General features: G+C 71.2%; 16 protein-coding genes. 15 read left to right on the top strand and 1 reads right to left on the bottom strand.

Annotation, left to right across the window (positions count from 1 at the left end):
• Positions 1-44 precede the first annotated feature (44 nt).
• From folP to FFA01_RS06595, 11 genes are all read left to right on the top strand, one after another.
• On the top strand, positions 45-854 hold the full coding sequence (gene folP, locus FFA01_RS06645; protein ID WP_146854288.1) for a dihydropteroate synthase: 810 nt from the start codon (positions 45-47) through the stop codon (positions 852-854).
• Entirely contained in the window at positions 851-1,255 is a 405-nt protein-coding gene (folB, locus tag FFA01_RS06640; RefSeq protein WP_146854253.1) for a dihydroneopterin aldolase, read from the top strand. The genes folP and folB overlap by 4 nt, the downstream gene beginning before the upstream one ends.
• Positions 1,252-1,878 carry a 2-amino-4-hydroxy-6-hydroxymethyldihydropteridine diphosphokinase gene (folK, locus tag FFA01_RS06635; RefSeq protein WP_146854251.1) on the top strand — a complete coding sequence of 209 codons (627 nt, stop codon included), beginning with the start codon at positions 1,252-1,254 and terminating at the stop codon, positions 1,876-1,878. The genes folB and folK overlap by 4 nt, the downstream gene beginning before the upstream one ends.
• Complete coding sequence (locus FFA01_RS06630; RefSeq protein WP_146854249.1) at positions 1,875-2,348, top strand: DUF3180 domain-containing protein; 474 nt, start codon at positions 1,875-1,877, stop codon at positions 2,346-2,348. Before folK ends, FFA01_RS06630 begins: the two co-directional genes overlap by 4 nt.
• Before the next feature lie 44 nt (positions 2,349-2,392).
• The gene (locus FFA01_RS06625; RefSeq protein WP_146854247.1) at positions 2,393-2,872 is read left to right on the top strand and encodes a PH domain-containing protein; all 480 of its coding nucleotides are present in this window, start codon (positions 2,393-2,395) and stop codon (positions 2,870-2,872) included.
• Entirely contained in the window at positions 2,869-4,794 is a 1,926-nt protein-coding gene (locus tag FFA01_RS06620; RefSeq protein ID WP_146854245.1) for a PH domain-containing protein, read from the top strand. The genes FFA01_RS06625 and FFA01_RS06620 overlap by 4 nt, the downstream gene beginning before the upstream one ends.
• Positions 4,791-5,552, top strand: a complete 762-nt coding sequence (locus tag FFA01_RS06615; RefSeq protein WP_146854243.1) for a Rossmann-like and DUF2520 domain-containing protein — start codon at positions 4,791-4,793, stop codon at positions 5,550-5,552. The genes FFA01_RS06620 and FFA01_RS06615 overlap by 4 nt, the downstream gene beginning before the upstream one ends.
• A 48-nt stretch (positions 5,553-5,600) precedes the next feature.
• Entirely contained in the window at positions 5,601-7,133 is a 1,533-nt protein-coding gene (gene lysS, locus FFA01_RS06610; protein WP_146854241.1) for a lysine--tRNA ligase, read from the top strand.
• A 144-nt stretch (positions 7,134-7,277) separates the two neighbouring features.
• Positions 7,278-7,523: a hypothetical protein gene (locus FFA01_RS06605; RefSeq protein WP_146854239.1), complete on the top strand. Its 246-nt coding sequence runs from the start codon at positions 7,278-7,280 to the stop codon at positions 7,521-7,523.
• A gap of 480 nt (positions 7,524-8,003) precedes the next feature.
• Entirely contained in the window at positions 8,004-9,041 is a 1,038-nt protein-coding gene (locus FFA01_RS06600) for a sigma-70 family RNA polymerase sigma factor (protein WP_146854237.1), read from the top strand.
• Between the two features lie 282 nt (positions 9,042-9,323).
• A complete protein-coding gene (locus tag FFA01_RS06595) occupies positions 9,324-10,427 on the top strand; it encodes a hypothetical protein (protein WP_146854235.1) in 1,104 nt (367 codons plus the stop codon).
• 550 nt (positions 10,428-10,977) lie between these two features.
• On the opposite strand, the gene FFA01_RS06590 is transcribed toward FFA01_RS06595, so the two are convergent.
• Entirely contained in the window at positions 10,978-11,976 is a 999-nt protein-coding gene (locus FFA01_RS06590) for an NAD(+)/NADH kinase (protein WP_146854233.1), read from the bottom strand.
• 183 nt (positions 11,977-12,159) lie between these two features.
• Here FFA01_RS06590 and FFA01_RS06585 point away from each other — a divergent pair, with 183 nt between their 5' ends.
• The 4 genes from FFA01_RS06585 (at position 12,160) to FFA01_RS06570 (ending at position 16,556) form a co-directional block, all read left to right on the top strand.
• Entirely contained in the window at positions 12,160-14,649 is a 2,490-nt protein-coding gene (locus FFA01_RS06585) for an ATP-dependent Clp protease ATP-binding subunit (RefSeq protein WP_146854231.1), read from the top strand.
• A 161-nt stretch (positions 14,650-14,810) separates the two neighbouring features.
• The gene (locus FFA01_RS06580; RefSeq protein WP_146854229.1) at positions 14,811-15,350 is read left to right on the top strand and encodes an amino-acid N-acetyltransferase; all 540 of its coding nucleotides are present in this window, start codon (positions 14,811-14,813) and stop codon (positions 15,348-15,350) included.
• A gap of 63 nt (positions 15,351-15,413) precedes the next feature.
• On the top strand, positions 15,414-16,103 hold the full coding sequence (locus tag FFA01_RS06575) for a DUF3597 domain-containing protein (RefSeq protein ID WP_146854227.1): 690 nt from the start codon (positions 15,414-15,416) through the stop codon (positions 16,101-16,103).
• Between the two features lie 36 nt (positions 16,104-16,139).
• Positions 16,140-16,556 (top strand): dehydrogenase, encoded by a 417-nt coding sequence (locus tag FFA01_RS06570; RefSeq protein ID WP_244289728.1) that lies wholly within the window; start codon positions 16,140-16,142, stop codon positions 16,554-16,556.
• Positions 16,557-16,628 lie beyond the last annotated feature (72 nt).

The raw sequence follows: 16,628 nt of genomic DNA, 5'->3' as shown, positions 1-16,628 counted from the left end.
CCGACCGGGCGGCGGCTCCCCGGTCCCGGACCGGGACCCTCGTGATGGGGATCCTCAACGTCACCCCCGACTCGTTCAGCGACGGCGGACGCTACGTCGCCGTGGACGACGCCCTGACGCACGCCCGCGACCTCGTCGCGGCCGGAGCCGATGTGATCGACGTCGGCGGCGAGTCCACCCGGCCGGGCGCCGACCGGGTCGATCCGATCGACGAGCAGCGACGCGTCCTGCCGGTGATCCGCCAACTCGCGTCGGAGGGCGTCCGCGTCAGCATCGACACGATGAACGCCGCGACGGCCTACGCGGCGGTCGAGGCCGGCGCCGACATCGTCAACGACGTCTCGGGCGGGCTGGCCGACCGCTTCATGGCTCAGGTCGTCGCCGACACCGGCCGGACGTTCGTCGCCATGCACTGGCGCGGGCACCTCGACGGCACCGACCGGTCGCAGTACGACGACGTGGCCGCTCAGGTCAGGGACGAGCTCCGCCAGCGCGTCGCCGAGCTCGTCGTGCAGGGCGTCGACCCCGACCGGCTCGTGCTCGACCCCGGCGTCGGGTTCTCGAAGGACGCCGCCGAGAACTGGCAGGTGCTCGCGAGCCTGCACGAGCTCGCCCGCCTCGGCATGCCGCTGCTGGTCGGGGCCTCGCGCAAGAGGTTCCTCGGCGAGCTGCTGCCGCAGGGCGCCACGGCCGAAGACCGCGACCCCGCGACCGCCGTGATCAGCGTGCTCGCCGCCCAGGCCGGGGTGTGGGCCGTCCGGGTGCACGACGTCGCCTCCACCCGCGCCGCACTCGACGTCTGGCAGGCCTGGCAGCAGGGCGCCGCCCCGACCCGCTCCGCGAGGCACGCATGAGCTCCGACCGCCCTGCTCCGTCTCCGCTGGTGGCCCGCGGACTCGACGTGCTGCGGCTCAGCGGGGTCCGGGCGACCGGGCACCACGGCGTCTTCGACCACGAGCGCCGCGACGGCCAGGAGTTCGTCGTCGACGCCGTCGTGCACCTCGACACGACCGCCGCGGCCGCCGCCGACGAGCTCGACCGGACGGTCCACTACGGCGTCCTCGCCGAGCAGATCGTCGCGGCCGTCGAGAACGACCCGGTCGACCTCATCGAGACCCTCGCCGAGAGGCTGGCGGGCGTCGTGCTGGCGTTCCCCGCCGCGGCCCGGGCCGAGATCACCGTCCACAAGCCCGGCGCCCCGATCACCGTGCCGTTCGGCGACGTGTCCATCACCATCGTGCGAGAGCGCGCGTGAACGACACGACCCGTCGCGCCGTCATCGCCCTCGGGTCGAACCTGGGCGCCCGAGGCGAGCTGCTCCGGGACGCCGTCGCAGCCCTCGCCGCGACCCCCGGCATCATCGTCGTGGACGCCTCGACCCCGGTGTCGTCGGTCGCGCTGACCCTCGACGGGCTCGACGAGACCCGCCCCGAGTACCTCAACGCGGTGGCGATCGTCGACACCGTGCTCGACCCGCTCGACCTGCTCGACGCCCTGCACCGGATCGAGTCCGAGCACGGTCGTACGCGCGAGGTCCGCTGGGGCGACCGCACCCTCGACCTCGACATCGTGCTGCTCGGCGACCTCGAGCTCGACACCGACCGGCTGACCGTGCCGCACCCCCGCGCCGCCGAGAGGTCGTTCGTGCTCGAGCCCTGGGCGCAGATCGACCCGGAGGCGCGGCTCGGCCGGCAGGGGAGGGTCGCCGACCTCATCGCGCGGCTCCCCGACCGGACGCGGCCCGTACCGGGCGCGACGCGGCTGTTCGAGCCGACCCGCGCCTCCTCGGGTCCGAGCGCCGGCGACGCCGCCGCGCCCGCCGCGCCCGCCGCGCTCGCTGCGCCTGACGACCGACGCGACGACGGAGGACCCTCGTGAAGCACACCCGCCCCGCCACCCTGATCGGGCTCGGCGTCGTCGCGCTCGCCGTGGGCTTCGTGCTCGACTCGATCCTCGTGGCGAACGGCCAGGCGGCGATCGTGCCGCCCGTGCCCCTGGGCCTCGTGCTGCTCGCCATCGGCGGCATCGTCGTCAGCATGGCCGTGCCGGTCCGCAAGGTCGCCCGCGGCACCAGCACCGAGCGCATCGATCCGTACTACGCGACCCGGGTGCTGCTGCTGGCCAAGGCGAGCAGCCTGTCGGGCGCCCTCTTCGGCGGAGCGGCGGGCGGCGTGCTCCTGTTCATGCTGACCCGGGGCGTGAGCGTGGCGCTAGGCTCGCTCGTGCCCACGATCATCGCCGTCGTGGGGGGCCTCGCCCTCCTCGCCGCGGGGATCGTCGCCGAGCGCATGTGCACGGTGCCGCCGGGTGACGACGACGACGGCGGGCCCGGGGCGCAACCGGTCTGACCGCAGCTGCCGCCTCGCCCGCGACGACCGGAGGAACCGCCGACATGGATCGACTCGACATCGCCGACGCCGACTGGACGGGCGTCTCGCCGCGGTACGTCTGGCCCGAGCTGATCGGCTGGATCGTCACGGGGCTCGTCGCCGCCGGCGCGACCATGCTCTTCTGGTTCTTCGAGCAGTGGTGGGCGTACGCCCTGACCGCCGCGGTGGTCGTCGCGTTCGCCCTCGTGGCCGCCTTCACGCCGCGTCGCGTGCGGTCGATCCGGTACCAGCTGCGTGAGGACGACCTGCTGCTGCGCAAGGGCGTCATGTTCGTGCGGTTCGTCGCCGTGCCGTACGGGCGCATGCAGCTGATCGACATCAACCGCGGCCCCGTCGTGCGAGCTCTCGGGCTCAGCGACCTCAAGTTCGTCACCGCCGCCGCCTCGTCGGGGGTGACCATCCCCGGGGTCCCGGCCGCCGACGCCGACGCCCTGCGCGACCGCCTGGTCGGCCTGGCCGAATCGCGCCGGGCGGGCCTGTGAGCGACCTCCCGCCTCGCCCCGTCGTCGCCGAGCTCACCGACGGCGAGTGGCACCGGCTGCACCCCGCGACCCCGCTGCTCAAGGGCGGCATCGCGCTGGTCGTCGTGCTCGGCATCATCCTCAACAACGCGCGCGACTTCGTCGTCGGGTTCTTCCTGCCCGGCGGCGACGGCGGCCCTCGGGGCGACGTGCCCGACGAGGGCGATCCGTTCGGCTACGTGTGGGAGCACGGGTGGCTGGGGCTGATCCTGCTCGCCGTCGTCGTGGTCATCGCCGCGCTGGTCGGCCTGTTCTGGCTCTCCTGGCGGATGAACACCTTCAGGGTGACGGAGGAGATCGTCGAGGTGCGCAGCGGCATCGTCTTCCGCACGAACCGCCGCGCGCGGCTCGACCGGATCCAGGGCATCAACATCCAGCGGCCGCTGCTGGCGCGTGTGTTCGGCGCGGCCCGTCTCGAGGTGAACCAGGCGGGCAACGACGCGAACGTCTCGCTGGCGTATCTCCGGGGCGCCGCGGCCGACGACCTCCGACGCGAGATCCTGCGACGCGCCTCCGGGGCCCAGCGTCCCGAGACCGCGAGCCGAGGAGGCGCGGCTCACGCCGGTCACGACGCCCCCGGCACGCACGAGGGCGCGGTCCGCACCGGACTGGGCGGGATCGTCGACCAGCGGGCCCACGAGTTCCTGGCGCCCGAGCTCGATCCCGCCGAGGCGGGCCCCGAGTCCGTGGTCCGGCTCGACACGGGACGGCTGATCGGCTCGGTGCTGCTGAGCGGCTACACGCTGATCATCGTCGCGGCTGCGATCGCCGTCGCGATCAGCATCGCCGTCACCGGCGAGTACTTCCTGCTCTTCGCCCTCCTGCCCGCCCTGCTCGGTTCGGGCGGGTTCTTCGTCAACCGGATCTCGAAGTCGCTGAGGTTCAGCATCGCCTCGACGCGGGACGGCATCCGGCTCGGCTACGGGCTGTTCTCGACGACGAACGAGACCCTGCCGCCCGGTCGCATCCACTCGGTCAAGGTGAGCCAGCCCCTGCTGTGGCGGCCCTTCGGCTGGTGGGAGATCTCGATCAACCGGGCGTCGCGGTCGAGCACCAACGGCGCCGACGGCCAGAGCAACACCAGCCTGCTGCCGGTGGGCGACATCACCGACGTGCGGCGGGTGCTCGAGTTCGTGCTGCCCGAGCTCGTCGGCGTCGCCGCCGCCGACGGAGGAGCCGAGGAGGCGCCGGCCCGGTCGACGGAGCCCGTCGCCTCGGACCCGGCGGGCGCCGCGCAGGAGTTCCGCGAGGCGGCCGGCGAGCACGCCGCGCGCACGGTGTCGATCGTCGAGGAGGGGCTCACGTCGCGGGGTGCCGAGGGCGGCTTCACGGTCTCGCCCCGACGCGCGGCCGTGCTGCGCTGGTTCTCGTGGCGACGCAACGGGTTCCGCTCGGCGCCGGGAGCCGTCCTGCTGCGCACCGGGGCCGTCTGGCGTCGACTCGTGATCGTGCCGCTTCCGCGCATGCAGAGCGTCTCCCTGCAGCAGGGCCCCCTGCTCCGGCGGCTCCGCCTCGCATCGGTGGGCCTGCACACCGTTCACGGTCCGATCACCGCCGAGATCGGCGCGCTCGACGAACGCGACGCCCTCGAGTTCTTCCAGACCGCGGCCCGTGACGCGGTGGGCGCGGCCCGCGCCGACCGCACGCACCGCTGGCTCGAGGCCGTCGAGGCCGTCGAGGCCGTCGAGAGCGGCGAGGACGAGTCGAGCGCGCCTGCCGTGCCCGAGTCGAGCGCGCCCGCCGCGTTCGAGCCGGGCGCGCCTGCCGCACCTGCCGCGCCTGCCGCGCCTGCCGCGTCCGAGTCGGCCGCGCCTGCCGCGTCCGAACATGCCACACCCCGCGAGATCCCCACCCGCCCCGAGAACCAGGAGCCCCCGGCATGAGCCCGCAACGCAGTGGACGCCTCGGCGTCGGGATCGTCGGCGCCGGCCGCGTCGGGCCCATCCTCGGGGCGGCGCTGGCCGCCGCCGGGCACGCGGTCGTCGGGATCTCGGCGGTCTCCGAGCGCAGCCGGGACCGGGCCGAGGCCATCCTGCCGGGCGTGCCCGTGCTGAGCGTGCAGGAGGTCGTCGAGCGCAGCGAGCTCGTGCTGCTCGCCGTGCCCGACGACCAGCTGGCCGACCTGGTGCAGGGACTCGCGGCGACCGGCGGCTGGCAGCCCGGGCAGCTCGTCGTCCACACGTCGCCGGTGCACGGACTCGAGGTGCTGCGCCCGGCGCTCGCCGCGGGGGTCATCCCGCTCGCGATCCACCCGGCCCTGACCTTCACCGGCACCACGATCGACCTCGTGCGACTGCGCGACGCCTACTGCGCGGTGACGGCGCCCGTCGCCGTCCAGCCGATCGGCCAGGCGCTCGTCGTCGAGATGGGCGCCGAACCCGTGCTGGTCGCCGACGCCGACCGGCCCCGCTACGCCGAGGCGGTCGCGACGGCCACCGAGTTCTCGGCCGCGATCGTCACCCAGTCGGTGGGGCTGCTCGCCGAGCTCGGCATGCCCGAGCCGGGTCGTCTCATCGCCCCGCTGGTCCGATCGGCCATGGACCGCGCCCTCGGCATCGCCGAGGGTTCGGTCGGCCCCGGTACCATCGACGTGGCCTCGTTCGACGACGGGTCGTCCGCGTTCGGTGACCCGCGCGCCTGACGGCCCCGTGCCTCCCACCTTCCTTCTTCTCGCTGGAGCAGCTGACACATGACCGCCTCGCCCGACCACACCACCTCGCCCGACGCCGCATCGACCGACGGCGACGCCGAGGCGGCGCGCGAGGCGTCCGAGCAGAAGCAGGTCCGGCTCGCGAAGCGCCGGCGGCTGCTCGACTCCGGTCGCGAGGCGTACCCCGTCGGCGTGCCCGTCACCGACACGATCGGCGCCGTGCGCGCCCGGTACGCCGAGCTCGAGACCGACAGCCGGTCGGGTGACGTCGTCGGTCTCGCCGGTCGCATCGTCCACGCCCGCAACACGGGCAAGCTCTGCTTCGCCGCCCTGCAGGCCGGCGACGGTTCCCGGATCCAGGCCATGGTCTCGCTCGCCGAGGTGGGCGAGCAGTCGCTCTCCGACTGGAAGGAGCTCGTCGACCTGGGCGACCACGTCTTCGTCACGGGCGAGGTCATCTCGTCGCGTCGCGGCGAGCTGTCGATCATGGTCACCGACTGGACGATCGCGTCGAAGGCGATCCTGCCGCTGCCCAACCTGCACGGCGAGCTCAGCGAGGAGACCCGGGTCCGTCAGCGCTACCTGGACCTGATCGTGCGCGACCAGGCCCGCCTCACCGTGCGTGCCCGTGCCGCCGCCGTGTCGTCGCTGCGCCGCACCTTCGACTCGTACGAGTACCTCGAGGTCGAGACGCCGATGCTGCAGACGATGCACGGCGGTGCGGCCGCCCGGCCGTTCCAGACCCACAGCAACGCGTTCGACACCGAGCTCTACCTGCGCATCGCGCCCGAGCTCTTCTTGAAGCGCGCCGTGGTCGGCGGCATCGACCGCGTCTTCGAGATCAACCGCAACTTCCGCAACGAGGGCGCCGACTCGACGCACTCGCCCGAGTTCGCGATGGTCGAGGCGTACCAGGCGTACGGCGACTACGACCAGATGGCCCGCCTCACGCAGGAGCTGGTGCAGAACGCCGCGATGGCGGTGGCCGGCTCTCACCTGGTCACCCTCGCCGACGGCACCGAGTACGACCTCGGCGGCGAATGGCGGAGGCTGCCCATGTACGAGTCGCTCAGCGAAGCCGCCGGGCGGACCATCACGCCCGAGACGAGCGTCGCCGACCTGCAGGAGCTCGCCGAGTCGGTCGACCTGGTCGTGCCGCACGAGACGCACGGCAAGCTGGTCGAGGAACTGTGGGAGCACTTCGTCAAGGGCACGCTCGACCGTCCCACGTTCGTGACCGACTTCCCCGTCGACACCAGCCCGCTTGTGCGCAGTCACCGCTCGAAGCCGGGTGTGGTGGAGAAATGGGATCTCTACGTGCGGGGATTCGAGCTCGCGACCGCGTACTCCGAGCTCGTCGATCCCGTCGTGCAGCGGGAGCGCTTCGTCGAGCAGGCCGCCCTGGGCGCCCGCGGAGACGTCGAGGCCATGCGTCTCGACGAGGACTTCCTCACGGCGCTCGAGCACGGCATGCCGCCGAGCGGCGGCATGGGCATGGGCATCGACCGCCTGCTGATGGCGATCACCGGCCTCGGCATCCGCGAGACGATCCTCTTCCCGCTGGTCAAGTAGCGGCCTGTCGGGCGCCGGTCCGCCGGGCGCCGGTCCGTCGGCGGGTGACCCCACCAGCCCGAGGAGGCGCGGGTCGTCGGAGCCGCGCAGGGCGCCTCCCCGGTTCGGTGCCGATTCCCGGCTCGGAGCGCTTACCCTTGTCGCGTGCCTGAATCGTACGTAGGAGCCTTGATCTTCTCGATCACGCCGACCATCGTGGTCGGCCTCATCTTCTGGTTCGTCGTGCGGTCCCTCATCCGCGCCGACCGGACAGAGCGCTCCGCGTACGCCAAGATCGACGCCGAGGAGCGCGCCAAGGTCGAGGCCGCCGACCGCGAGGCCGAGCGCCAGGCCGCCGACCGTCGCGGACCGGACCACCTCGACGGCGACCGTCGCGCGGCCACGTCGTAGCGCCTCCTCGGCTCCCTTCTGGTGCCTTCTCGAATGCCCGCCCGACTCGTCCGGCGGGCATTCGGCATTGTCCCCCTGTCCGCGAACCGAACGGAACGCGGACGTCCGGCCAAGAAAAGATGAACGGTTTCGCGCGAAATGTGCTTGTCGACCGGTCGTCCCCCAGGGTGTCTCGGTGAGTGGCCCGCCATCCCCTCCGATCCCCGTGTTTGCAACGATCCGGGTGTGAACGCGCTGGGGGCTGTACCCCGTCGCGGGAGCCGAGGGGGTCTACACCCGCACCGGGGTGTCCGTCAAAGTCGGCTGTCCTTCGTACCCCGAATCGCTCGAAACCCTGGATGCGCCCTCCGAGAAAGCTTGTGAAGAGCCTGAATGACATCGGAGTGAAACTGGAGTCGCGCCAGACTTCAAGTACGCCGAAGAGCTTCACGAACTATTCGACACGGACTAGAAGTCAGCACTCGAAGCAGGGAGAAAACGATGACGAACACCTCCGTCACCATGCGCAACACGAGCAGCGAGACCACGACCGTCACTGCAGACGATGCCGAGGTCGAAGTTCTGTCACAGGTACGCGGTGCCTCGACCGACCAGGTCGGCGACTACCTCCGCCACATCGGCCGCATGCCGCTGCTGGACGCCGCTGAAGAGACCGAGATCGCCCGCCGCATCGAGGTCGGCCTGTTCGCCGGCGAGAAGCTCAAGGAACTCCAGGCCGCCGACGCGATCAAGAAGGTCCGCACCAAGGCCCACGCCGAGATGCTCCGCGACCTCCGTTGGCTGCAGCACGACGGCGAGCGTGCCAAGGACCGCATGATCACGGCGAACCTCCGCCTGGTCGTCAGCATCGCCAAGCGCTACACGCAGCGCGGCCTCCCCTTCATGGACGTCATCCAGGAGGGCAACCTCGGCCTGGTGCGCGCCGTCGAGAAGTTCGACTACACGCAGGGCTACAAGTTCTCGACCTACGCCACGTGGTGGATCCGTCAGGCGATCGCCCGCGGCCTCGCCGACAAGGCGCGCGCCATCCGCATCCCCGTGCACACGGTGGAGCGCATCAACCGCATCTCGCGTGCCGAGCGCGACCTCACCGTCGACCTGGGCCGCGCGCCCACCGTCGACGAGGTCGCCGAAGAGGTCGCCATGGAGGTCGCCGACCTCGTCGAGCTGAAGTCGCGTTCGCACGAGCCGGTCTCGATCCACACCGTCGTCGGCGACGCCGAGGACAGCGAGCTCGGCGACTTCATCGAGGACGAAGAGACCCCGTCGCCCACCGCCGCGACCGAGAACGCGCTGCTGAACCGCGACATGCACGCCCTCGTCGCGACGCTGCCCGAAGACGAGGCGCGCGTGATCCGCATGCGCTTCGGCCTCGACGACGACCAGCCGATGACCCTCGACGAGATCTCGAAGCGCGTCCACTCGTCGCGTCAGGCCGTCTCGCGCGTCGAGAGCCGCGCCCGCCTGCGCATGTTCGCCAAGGCCGTCAGCCAGGACCTGCAGCTGTACCTGCAGTAGGTCTGCGCCGCAGTACGTGAGGGCCGCCGCCCGGGTTCGCTCGGGGGGCGGCCCTTCGTCGTGCGCGCTTTCGCGCTCGCGCTCGCGCGCTCGTCGCGCTCGTAGCTCGCGCTCGAGTGGTCAGAAGATGCTCTTCCGGCGCGCGCGAAGAGCATCTTCCGACCACTCGATCGTCCACAGGGGGAGTCGGCGAGTCCTCCCCGGCCAGGGCGTAGGCGAGTCCATCCACAATCCGACGAGCCGAGGAGGCGCGGGTCGACCTCTCGAGGCGAGGGTCGTCCCATGCCCCGCATCCCGCTACCCCGCCCGCTCGCCGAACGACCCTTCTCCTGTGCCGAGGGGATCACCTCGGGCGTCGGGGTCGGCCGGCTGAGGGGTGCCGACCTGGCGGCTCCTCATCGGGGTGTGCGCGTCGCATCCGGCGGCGGTGCACTCGCGCCTGCCCGTGGTGACGGGACGTCCTCGACGTTCGACGCCGGCACGGTGCGGGGCCGAGCAGAGGCTCTGCGGCCGGTGATGGTCGACGGCTGGCGCTTCTCGCACGTCACCGCTCTGGGGTTGTGGGGGCTGCCCGTCCCCTCGCGAGTCGACATCGGAGCCGAGCCGCTGCACGTCAGCACCCTCGTCGGTCGGGGCCCGCGCCGCCCCGGCGTCGTGGGCCACCGAGCCTCGCCGTCCAGCCCGCCCGCACCCGCCGCCGAGCTCCTGCCGGCGGCGAGCGTGCAGGCCGTCGCGCTCGCGTCGACGCCCGAGCTCGCGGTGAAGCCCGCCGCGCCGCTACCGCTGACGGCGGCAGGGCCGCTGTCGTCGGGCCCGCACCGCGTCTCGGGGATCGTCGTGCTGGAGGGGCTGCCGGTGGAGGATCCTCTGTCGGCGTGGGTCCGCTCGGGTGGTCTGCTCACCCTCGACGAGCTCATCCGCGTCGGTGACGCCCTGGCCGGTTCGTGGTCTCCTCACAGGGCTGCGCGGGAGCGGCCTCTCAGTGAGCTCGTCGACGCGATCGCGGAGGCGGGCGCGGTTCGGGGCATCGCGAGGGTGCGCGAGGCGATGGCATCGGTGCGGGCAGGGGTCGAGTCTCCGCGGGAGACCGACATGCGTCTGCTGCTGACCCGAGCCGGCCTGCCCGAGCCCGAGATCAACCGACGAACGTACGACGCTCGCGGGCGCTACCTCGGCAAGCCCGACCTCCGCTTCCGGTGGTGCAAGGTCGCCGTGGAGTACGAGGGTGACGAGCACCGACGGGATCGTCGTCGGTTCCGGAGCGACATCCTCCGCCGCGAGCGGTTCGCGGACGCGGGCTGGCGCACGGTCCGGTGCACGGTTGACGACCTGCGCGGGCGTCGCGCCCTCGAGTTCGTGGCCCGGGTCGAGCGCTGTCTCTCGTGACCCTCGGCGCTCGTCGCTCGTCGCTCGGCCCTCGATGCTCGATGCTCGACCCTCGGCGCTCGATGCTCGACTTCCGGCGTGCGATCGACTCTCGCGGCCTTCGGGCCTCGTCGAGTGGTCAGAAGATGCTCTTCCCGAGCGCACGAAGAGCATCTTCTGACCAGTCGATCGTCCACGCGACGCGGCGCAATGCGATGCTCGACGCGAGCGGGAGCGGGAGCGCGGGGCACGCTCAACGTTCGTCGCTCGATCGACTCTCGCGGCCTTCGGGCCTCGTCGAGTGGTCGGAAGATGCTCTTCCCGAGCGCACGAAGAGCATCTTCTGACCAGTCGATCGTCGACGCGACGCGACGCGACGCGAACGGGAGGGGCGCGCTCGGGGCTCGGCGCTCAAGGTTCGTCGCTCGATCGACTCTCGCGGCCTTCGGGCCTCGTCGAGTGGTCGGAAGATGCTCTTCCCGAGCGCACGAAGAGCATCTTCTGACCAGTCGATCGTCCACGCGACGCGACGCGACGCGACGCCACGCCACGCGAGCGCGAGCGAGGCGCGTCAGCGCACGGGGCTGATCCCGGTGACGGCGGTGTCGTCGTCGTGCGCGATGCCGGCGATGCCGTGGGCGCGCTCGGCGCGTTCGCGGAAGCGCGCTCGGACGTCGCTCGGCACGAGCTCGAGCAGCTGGTCCTCGCGCAGCGGCAGGTCGAGCAGGCTGAGCTTGAGGCGCCCCTTGCGGCCGTGCCGATCGGCATCGAGTCGGATGACCTGACCGGCGTCGCGACGCAGGGTCAGCGCGACCACGCACCCGGCGCTGACGTCGCCGACGACGCGCCCGTCGACCTCGAGGGCGGCCGAGTGCGTGCCGTCGCCGATCTCGAAACGGAGCAGCTCGCTCGGGCCGAGCACCACCGAGCGGTCGATGCCCGACATGGGCGCCACCGGGGTGACGACGACGGCCGCGACGGCCGGCGACAGGATCGGCCCGCCGGCGGCGTAGTTGTAGGCCGTGGAGCCCGCGGGGGTCGAGGCGACGATGGCGTCGGCCTTGTAGAAGCCGTAGGGGGTGTCGTCGAGCACGAGGTCGGCGGTGACGACGCCCTCGCCCGGGCGGCGGGCCACCGACGCGTCGTTGAAGGCGAGGTAGGTGTTCTCGAAGCCCGACGAGGTGTGCGTGACCTCGAGCGCGTGGTGCGCCTCGAGCGAGAACTCCTTCTCGCCGATGCGGTCGAGCGCCTCGGGCAGGTCGCGCGGCTCGACCTCGACCAGGAACCCGACGTTGCCGTAGTTGACGCCCAGCACCGGGACGGGCCGCTCGGCCACGAGGCGCATCGCGCCGAGCATGGTGCCGTCGCCGCCGAGCGCGACGACGACCGTGACGCGATCGCGGAACGTGCGCTCGTCGACCAGCTCGACGCCCTCGCCGACCCGGGCCGCGTCGGCCGTCATGGCGAGCAGGTGCGCCTGCGACCGGGTCGTCCAGCCACGGAGGATCTCGACGCTGTCGAGGACCGACTTGGTGGGGTGCGGGACGAGCCCGACGGTGAAGGTGCCCATGGACGCGAGGCTATCCGCTACCCCTGTCAGCCCGCCCCGGCACCGCTCTATGCCCCCAGCGAACAGGGGCTGATTAAGCAGGCCCGCGTGGTTACTCTCTGTGTAAACCGGTGCCACCCCCTGCGGGCACCGATTGCGTATCGGTGGCGACACTCCCACCCCGTCACCAAGGGAGCAAAGAAGATGTTCGAGAGATTCACCGACCGTGCCCGTCGCGTCGTCGTCCTCGCCCAAGAAGAGGCGAAGATGCTCAACCACAACTACATCGGTACCGAGCACATCCTGCTCGGCCTCATCCACGAGGGCGAAGGCGTCGCCGCCAAGGCCCTCGAGTCTCTGGGCATCTCGCTCGACGCCGTGCGCGAGCAGGTCCAGGACATCATCGGCCAGGGCCAGCAGCAGCCCACCGGTCACATCCCCTTCACGCCCCGTGCGAAGAAGGTCCTCGAGCTGAGCCTGCGCGAAGCGCTGCAGCTCGGCCACAACTACATCGGCACCGAGCACATCCTGCTCGGCCTCATCCGCGAGGGTGAAGGAGTCGCCGCCCAGGTGCTCGTGAAGCTCGGCGCCGACCTGAACAGGGTCCGCCAGCAGGTCATCCAGCTCCTCTCCGGCTATCAGGGCAAGGAGGCGGTGGCCGTGGGTGGCGAAGCAACTCAGGGTGCGCAGGGCGGCAGCCAGGTGCTCGACCAGTTCGGTCGGAACCTGACGCAGGCGGCGCGCGACAACAAGCTCGACCCGGTCATCGGCCGTGAGAAGGAGATGGAGCGGGTCATGCAGATCCTCTCCCGCCGGTCGAAGAACAACCCCGTGCTGATCGGCGAGCCCGGCGTCGGCAAGACCGCGGTCGTCGAGGGCCTGGCCCAGGCCATCGTCAAGGGCGAGGTCCCCGAGACCCTGAAGGACAAGCAGCTCTACTCGCTCGACCTCGGCTCGCTCATCGCCGGGAGCCGCTACCGCGGTGACTTCGAGGAGCGCCTGAAGAAGGTCACCAAGGAGATCCGCACCCGCGGCGACATCATCGTCTTCATCGACGAGATCCACACCCTCGTCGGTGCGGGTGCCGCCGAGGGCGCCATCGACGCCGCGTCGATCCTCAAGCCGCTGCTCGCCCGAGGCGAGCTGCAGACCATCGGCGCGACCACGCTCGACGAGTACCGCAAGCACTTCGAGAAGGACGCCGCGCTCGAGCGCCGCTTCCAGCCCGTGCAGGTGCACGAGCCCTCGCTGCCCCACGCGATCAACATCCTCAAGGGGCTGCGCGACAAGTACGAGGCGTTCCACAAGGTCTCGATCACCGACGGCGCCATCGTCGCGGCGGCGAACCTCGCCGACCGCTACGTGAGCGACCGCTTCCTCCCCGACAAGGCGATCGACCTGATCGACGAGGCCGGCGCCCGCCTGCGTCTGTCGATCCTGTCCGCACCGCCTGAGCTGCGCGAGTTCGACGAGCGCATCGCCGGCGTCCGCGGCCAGAAGGAGGGCGCGATCGAGGACCAGGACTTCGAGAAGGCCGCCTCGCTGCGCGACGAGGAGAAGAAGCTGCTCGGCGAGCGTCTCCGCCTCGAGAAGCAGTGGCGTTCAGGCGAGGCCGGAGCCGGCGGGACCGTCGACGAGGGCATCATCGCCGAGGTGCTCGCACAGGCCACCGGCATCCCCGTCTTCAAGCTCACCGAGGAGGAGACCTCGCGTCTCGTCTTCATGGAGAAGGCCCTGCACCAGCGCGTCATCGGTCAGGAGGAGGCCATCGCGGCCCTCTCGAAGACCATCCGCCGCACGCGGGCCGGTCTGAAGGACCCGAACCGCCCCTCCGGATCCTTCATCTTCGCCGGGCCCACGGGTGTCGGCAAGACCGAGCTGGCCAAGGCGCTCGCCGAGTTCCTGTTCGACGACGAGGGCGCGCTCATCTCGCTCGACATGTCGGAGTACGGCGAGAAGCACACCGTCTCGCGTCTGTTCGGCGCCCCTCCCGGGTTCGTCGGATTCGAGGAGGGCGGCCAGCTGACCGAAAAGGTCCGCCGCAAGCCGTTCTCCGTGGTGCTGTTCGACGAGATCGAGAAGGCCCACCCCGATATCTTCAACTCGCTGCTGCAGGTGCTCGAGGAGGGTCGTCTGACCGACGGTCAGGGTCGCGTCGTCGACTTCAAGAACACGGTCATCATCATGACGACCAACCTCGGTTCGAAGGGCATCGCCGGCGGCCCGGTGGGCTTCCAGATCGAGGGCGACACCGCCACCGGTTACGACCGCATGCGCGCCAAGGTCAACGAGGAGCTCAAGAAGCACTTCAAGCCCGAGTTCCTCAACCGCGTCGACGACACCATCGTCTTCCCGCAGCTGAGCCAGCCCGAGCTGCTGCAGATCGTCGATCTGTTCGTGAAGCGCCTCTCGGACCGCCTGCTCGACCGCGACATGACGGCCGTCCTGACGCTGCCCGCCAAGGAGCAGCTCATCAAGATCGGCTTCGACCCGTCACTCGGTGCTCGTCCGCTGCGTCGTGCGATCCAGCACGAGGTGGAGGACCGCCTGTCGGAGCGCATCCTGACCGGCGACCTGACCGCGGGCGACCACGTCTCGATCGACTACGTCGACGGCGTGTTCACCTTCGAGACGTCGCGCCAGCCCGGCCGCGACGAGGTCCTCGTCGGCGACGTCCCCGAGATCGAGGGCTGATCGACCGGATCCACACCGAGGAGGCGCGAGTCGCCTCCCCAGCCCAGGGCGGCCTTCCACGAGAAGGCCGCCCTTCGGCGTACCGGGCGGACCTCGCGACCGCATCGGTAGGGTTGATGGCGACCCGCGCCTCCTCGGGTCCTCGTCACGACAGGAGCTCCATGGCAGACGCGGCCGACCGGCACGGCATCACGGTGCGGAACGCGGTGGTCAGCGACGTGCCGCACATCCAGCGGCTCTGCGAGCCGTTCGTGCAGAAGCGGATCCTGCTCGGCAAGGACCTCGTCACGCTCTACGGCGACGTGCAGGAGTTCCAGATCGCCGTCGGTCCCGACGGCACGCCCATCGGCTGCGGCGCGCTGCACGTCATGTGGGACGACCTGGCCGAGGTGCGCACGCTCGCCCTCGACGCCGCATGGATCCGCAAGGGAGTGGGCCACCGCCTCCTCGAGGCCCTCGAAGACGCCGCCCGCCGGCTCGAGATCGGGCGGCTGTTCTGCCTCACCTTCGAGGTCGACTTCTTCGAGAAGCACGGGTACCTCAACGTCGGCGACGAGGGGCTCGTGCCTCCCGACGTCTACGGCGAGCTCGTCCGCTCCACCGACGAGGGCGTGGCCGAGTTCCTCGACCTGGCCCGGGTGAAGCCGAACACCCTCGGCAACTCGCGCATGCTCAAGGCGCTGCCGGCCGTCCTCGGCTGATTCTCAGCGCACACGCCGCTCCCGTGCCGGGCAGGCGGGGTGACCGGGCCTTAACCTGTGCGCATGTCGACGTTCAAGAATCCGACCGGGCCGCAGCCGCCCTCGGTGTACTGGCGTCGACGCGCGGTCCTGGCCCTCGGGCTCATCGCCGTGATCGTGATCATCGTGCTGATCGTCGTGCGTCCCGGTTCGGGCAGCGGCGAGGCCGCGACGGCGCCGACGTCGAGTGCTCCGGCCGCCGACGGAGCAGCCTCGCCGAGCGCCGAGCCCGCTCCGGCGTCGACCGAGACCGCCCCGGCTGCGGACGCCACGAACGAGCCCGCCGACGACGCGGCCGCCGCGGCCGGTCCGACCTGCGCGGCGGGCGACATCGAGCTGAAGCCGATCCTCGACAAGTCGAGCTACGCGTCGACCGAGCTGCCCCAGATCGCGATGTCGATCACGAACACCGGCGGCGCCGACTGCGTGATCGACCTGGGCTCGAACCAGCAGAAGCTCGTCGTGTCGAGCGGCGAGGAGCAGTACTGGTCGTCGAAGGACTGCCAGGTCAACGGCACCGACCAGGACGTCACCCTCACCGCGGGTCAGACCCTCGAGACCCCCGCGATCGCGTGGGACCGCACCCGGTCGTCGACCGACACGTGCGACAGCGAGTCGCGCGAGCCCGTGCCGGCCGGGGGAGCCACCTACCGTCTGACCGTCTCCGTCGGCGACATCACGTCGACCGACACCGCCCCCATGATCCTGAACTGAGCGATGACCGAAGCTGCTTCCCCCCGTTCCGAGGCGTTGGAGCTGGCCCTGGCCAGCCAGGACGTCGCCGCCGTCGCGTTCGCGCTGCGCCATGACGTGGTCGTCGTGCCGAAGCTGGTGGCCGGCGCCGAGGGTGCTCAGGGTGCTGACGCCGGTGCCGCCGGTGACGCTGCTGACGCCGGTGACGGTGAGGCGTTCGGCGCGGCCGAGCAGGTGCGGGTGTTCGGACGGGAGAACACCGACAAGCGGATCCTGCTGCTGTTCTCGTCGGACGACGCGTATGCGGCGATGGTGCCGAACGACACGAACCGTCAGGTGATGCTGTACGACTCGTCGGCGTTGCGGGCGTTCCTGGAGGTGCACCTGGACGTGCTCGAGCAGGTGTTCTTCGACATCGCGGGGCCGCACACGATGGCGGCGACGCCGGAGGATCTGCTCAAGGCGCTGCGGTAGCGAGTACGCGTGTAGCGGTCGCGGCTGCGGCTGTCGCTGTGGTTCGAGCGGATCGACGCTGCTCCGGGGGCT

Origin of the sequence: Frigoribacterium faeni (assembly GCF_007988805.1) — a bacterium.
GTDB classification, from domain to species: Bacteria; Actinomycetota; Actinomycetes; order Actinomycetales; family Microbacteriaceae; genus Frigoribacterium; species Frigoribacterium faeni.
The sequence above is the reverse complement of the archived record's forward strand: the minus strand, read 5'-3'. Positions and strand labels throughout refer to the sequence as shown.

What these genes read in the sequence shown, in the direction of transcription:
- folP (WP_146854288.1), top strand. Translation starts at nt 45, where the DNA reads ATGGGGATCCTCAACGTCACCCCCGACTCGTTCAGCGACGGCGGACGC.
- folB (WP_146854253.1), top strand. Translation starts at nt 851, where the DNA reads ATGAGCTCCGACCGCCCTGCTCCGTCTCCGCTGGTGGCCCGCGGACTC.
- FFA01_RS06625 (WP_146854247.1), top strand. Translation starts at nt 2,393, where the DNA reads ATGGATCGACTCGACATCGCCGACGCCGACTGGACGGGCGTCTCGCCG.
- FFA01_RS06615 (WP_146854243.1), top strand. Translation starts at nt 4,791, where the DNA reads ATGAGCCCGCAACGCAGTGGACGCCTCGGCGTCGGGATCGTCGGCGCC.
- lysS (WP_146854241.1), top strand. Translation starts at nt 5,601, where the DNA reads ATGACCGCCTCGCCCGACCACACCACCTCGCCCGACGCCGCATCGACC.
- FFA01_RS06600 (WP_146854237.1), top strand. Translation starts at nt 8,004, where the DNA reads ATGACGAACACCTCCGTCACCATGCGCAACACGAGCAGCGAGACCACG.
- FFA01_RS06595 (WP_146854235.1), top strand. Translation starts at nt 9,324, where the DNA reads ATGCCCCGCATCCCGCTACCCCGCCCGCTCGCCGAACGACCCTTCTCC.
- FFA01_RS06590 (WP_146854233.1), bottom strand. Translation starts at nt 11,976, where the DNA reads ATGGGCACCTTCACCGTCGGGCTCGTCCCGCACCCCACCAAGTCGGTC.
- FFA01_RS06585 (WP_146854231.1), top strand. Translation starts at nt 12,160, where the DNA reads ATGTTCGAGAGATTCACCGACCGTGCCCGTCGCGTCGTCGTCCTCGCC.
- FFA01_RS06580 (WP_146854229.1), top strand. Translation starts at nt 14,811, where the DNA reads ATGGCAGACGCGGCCGACCGGCACGGCATCACGGTGCGGAACGCGGTG.
- FFA01_RS06575 (WP_146854227.1), top strand. Translation starts at nt 15,414, where the DNA reads ATGTCGACGTTCAAGAATCCGACCGGGCCGCAGCCGCCCTCGGTGTAC.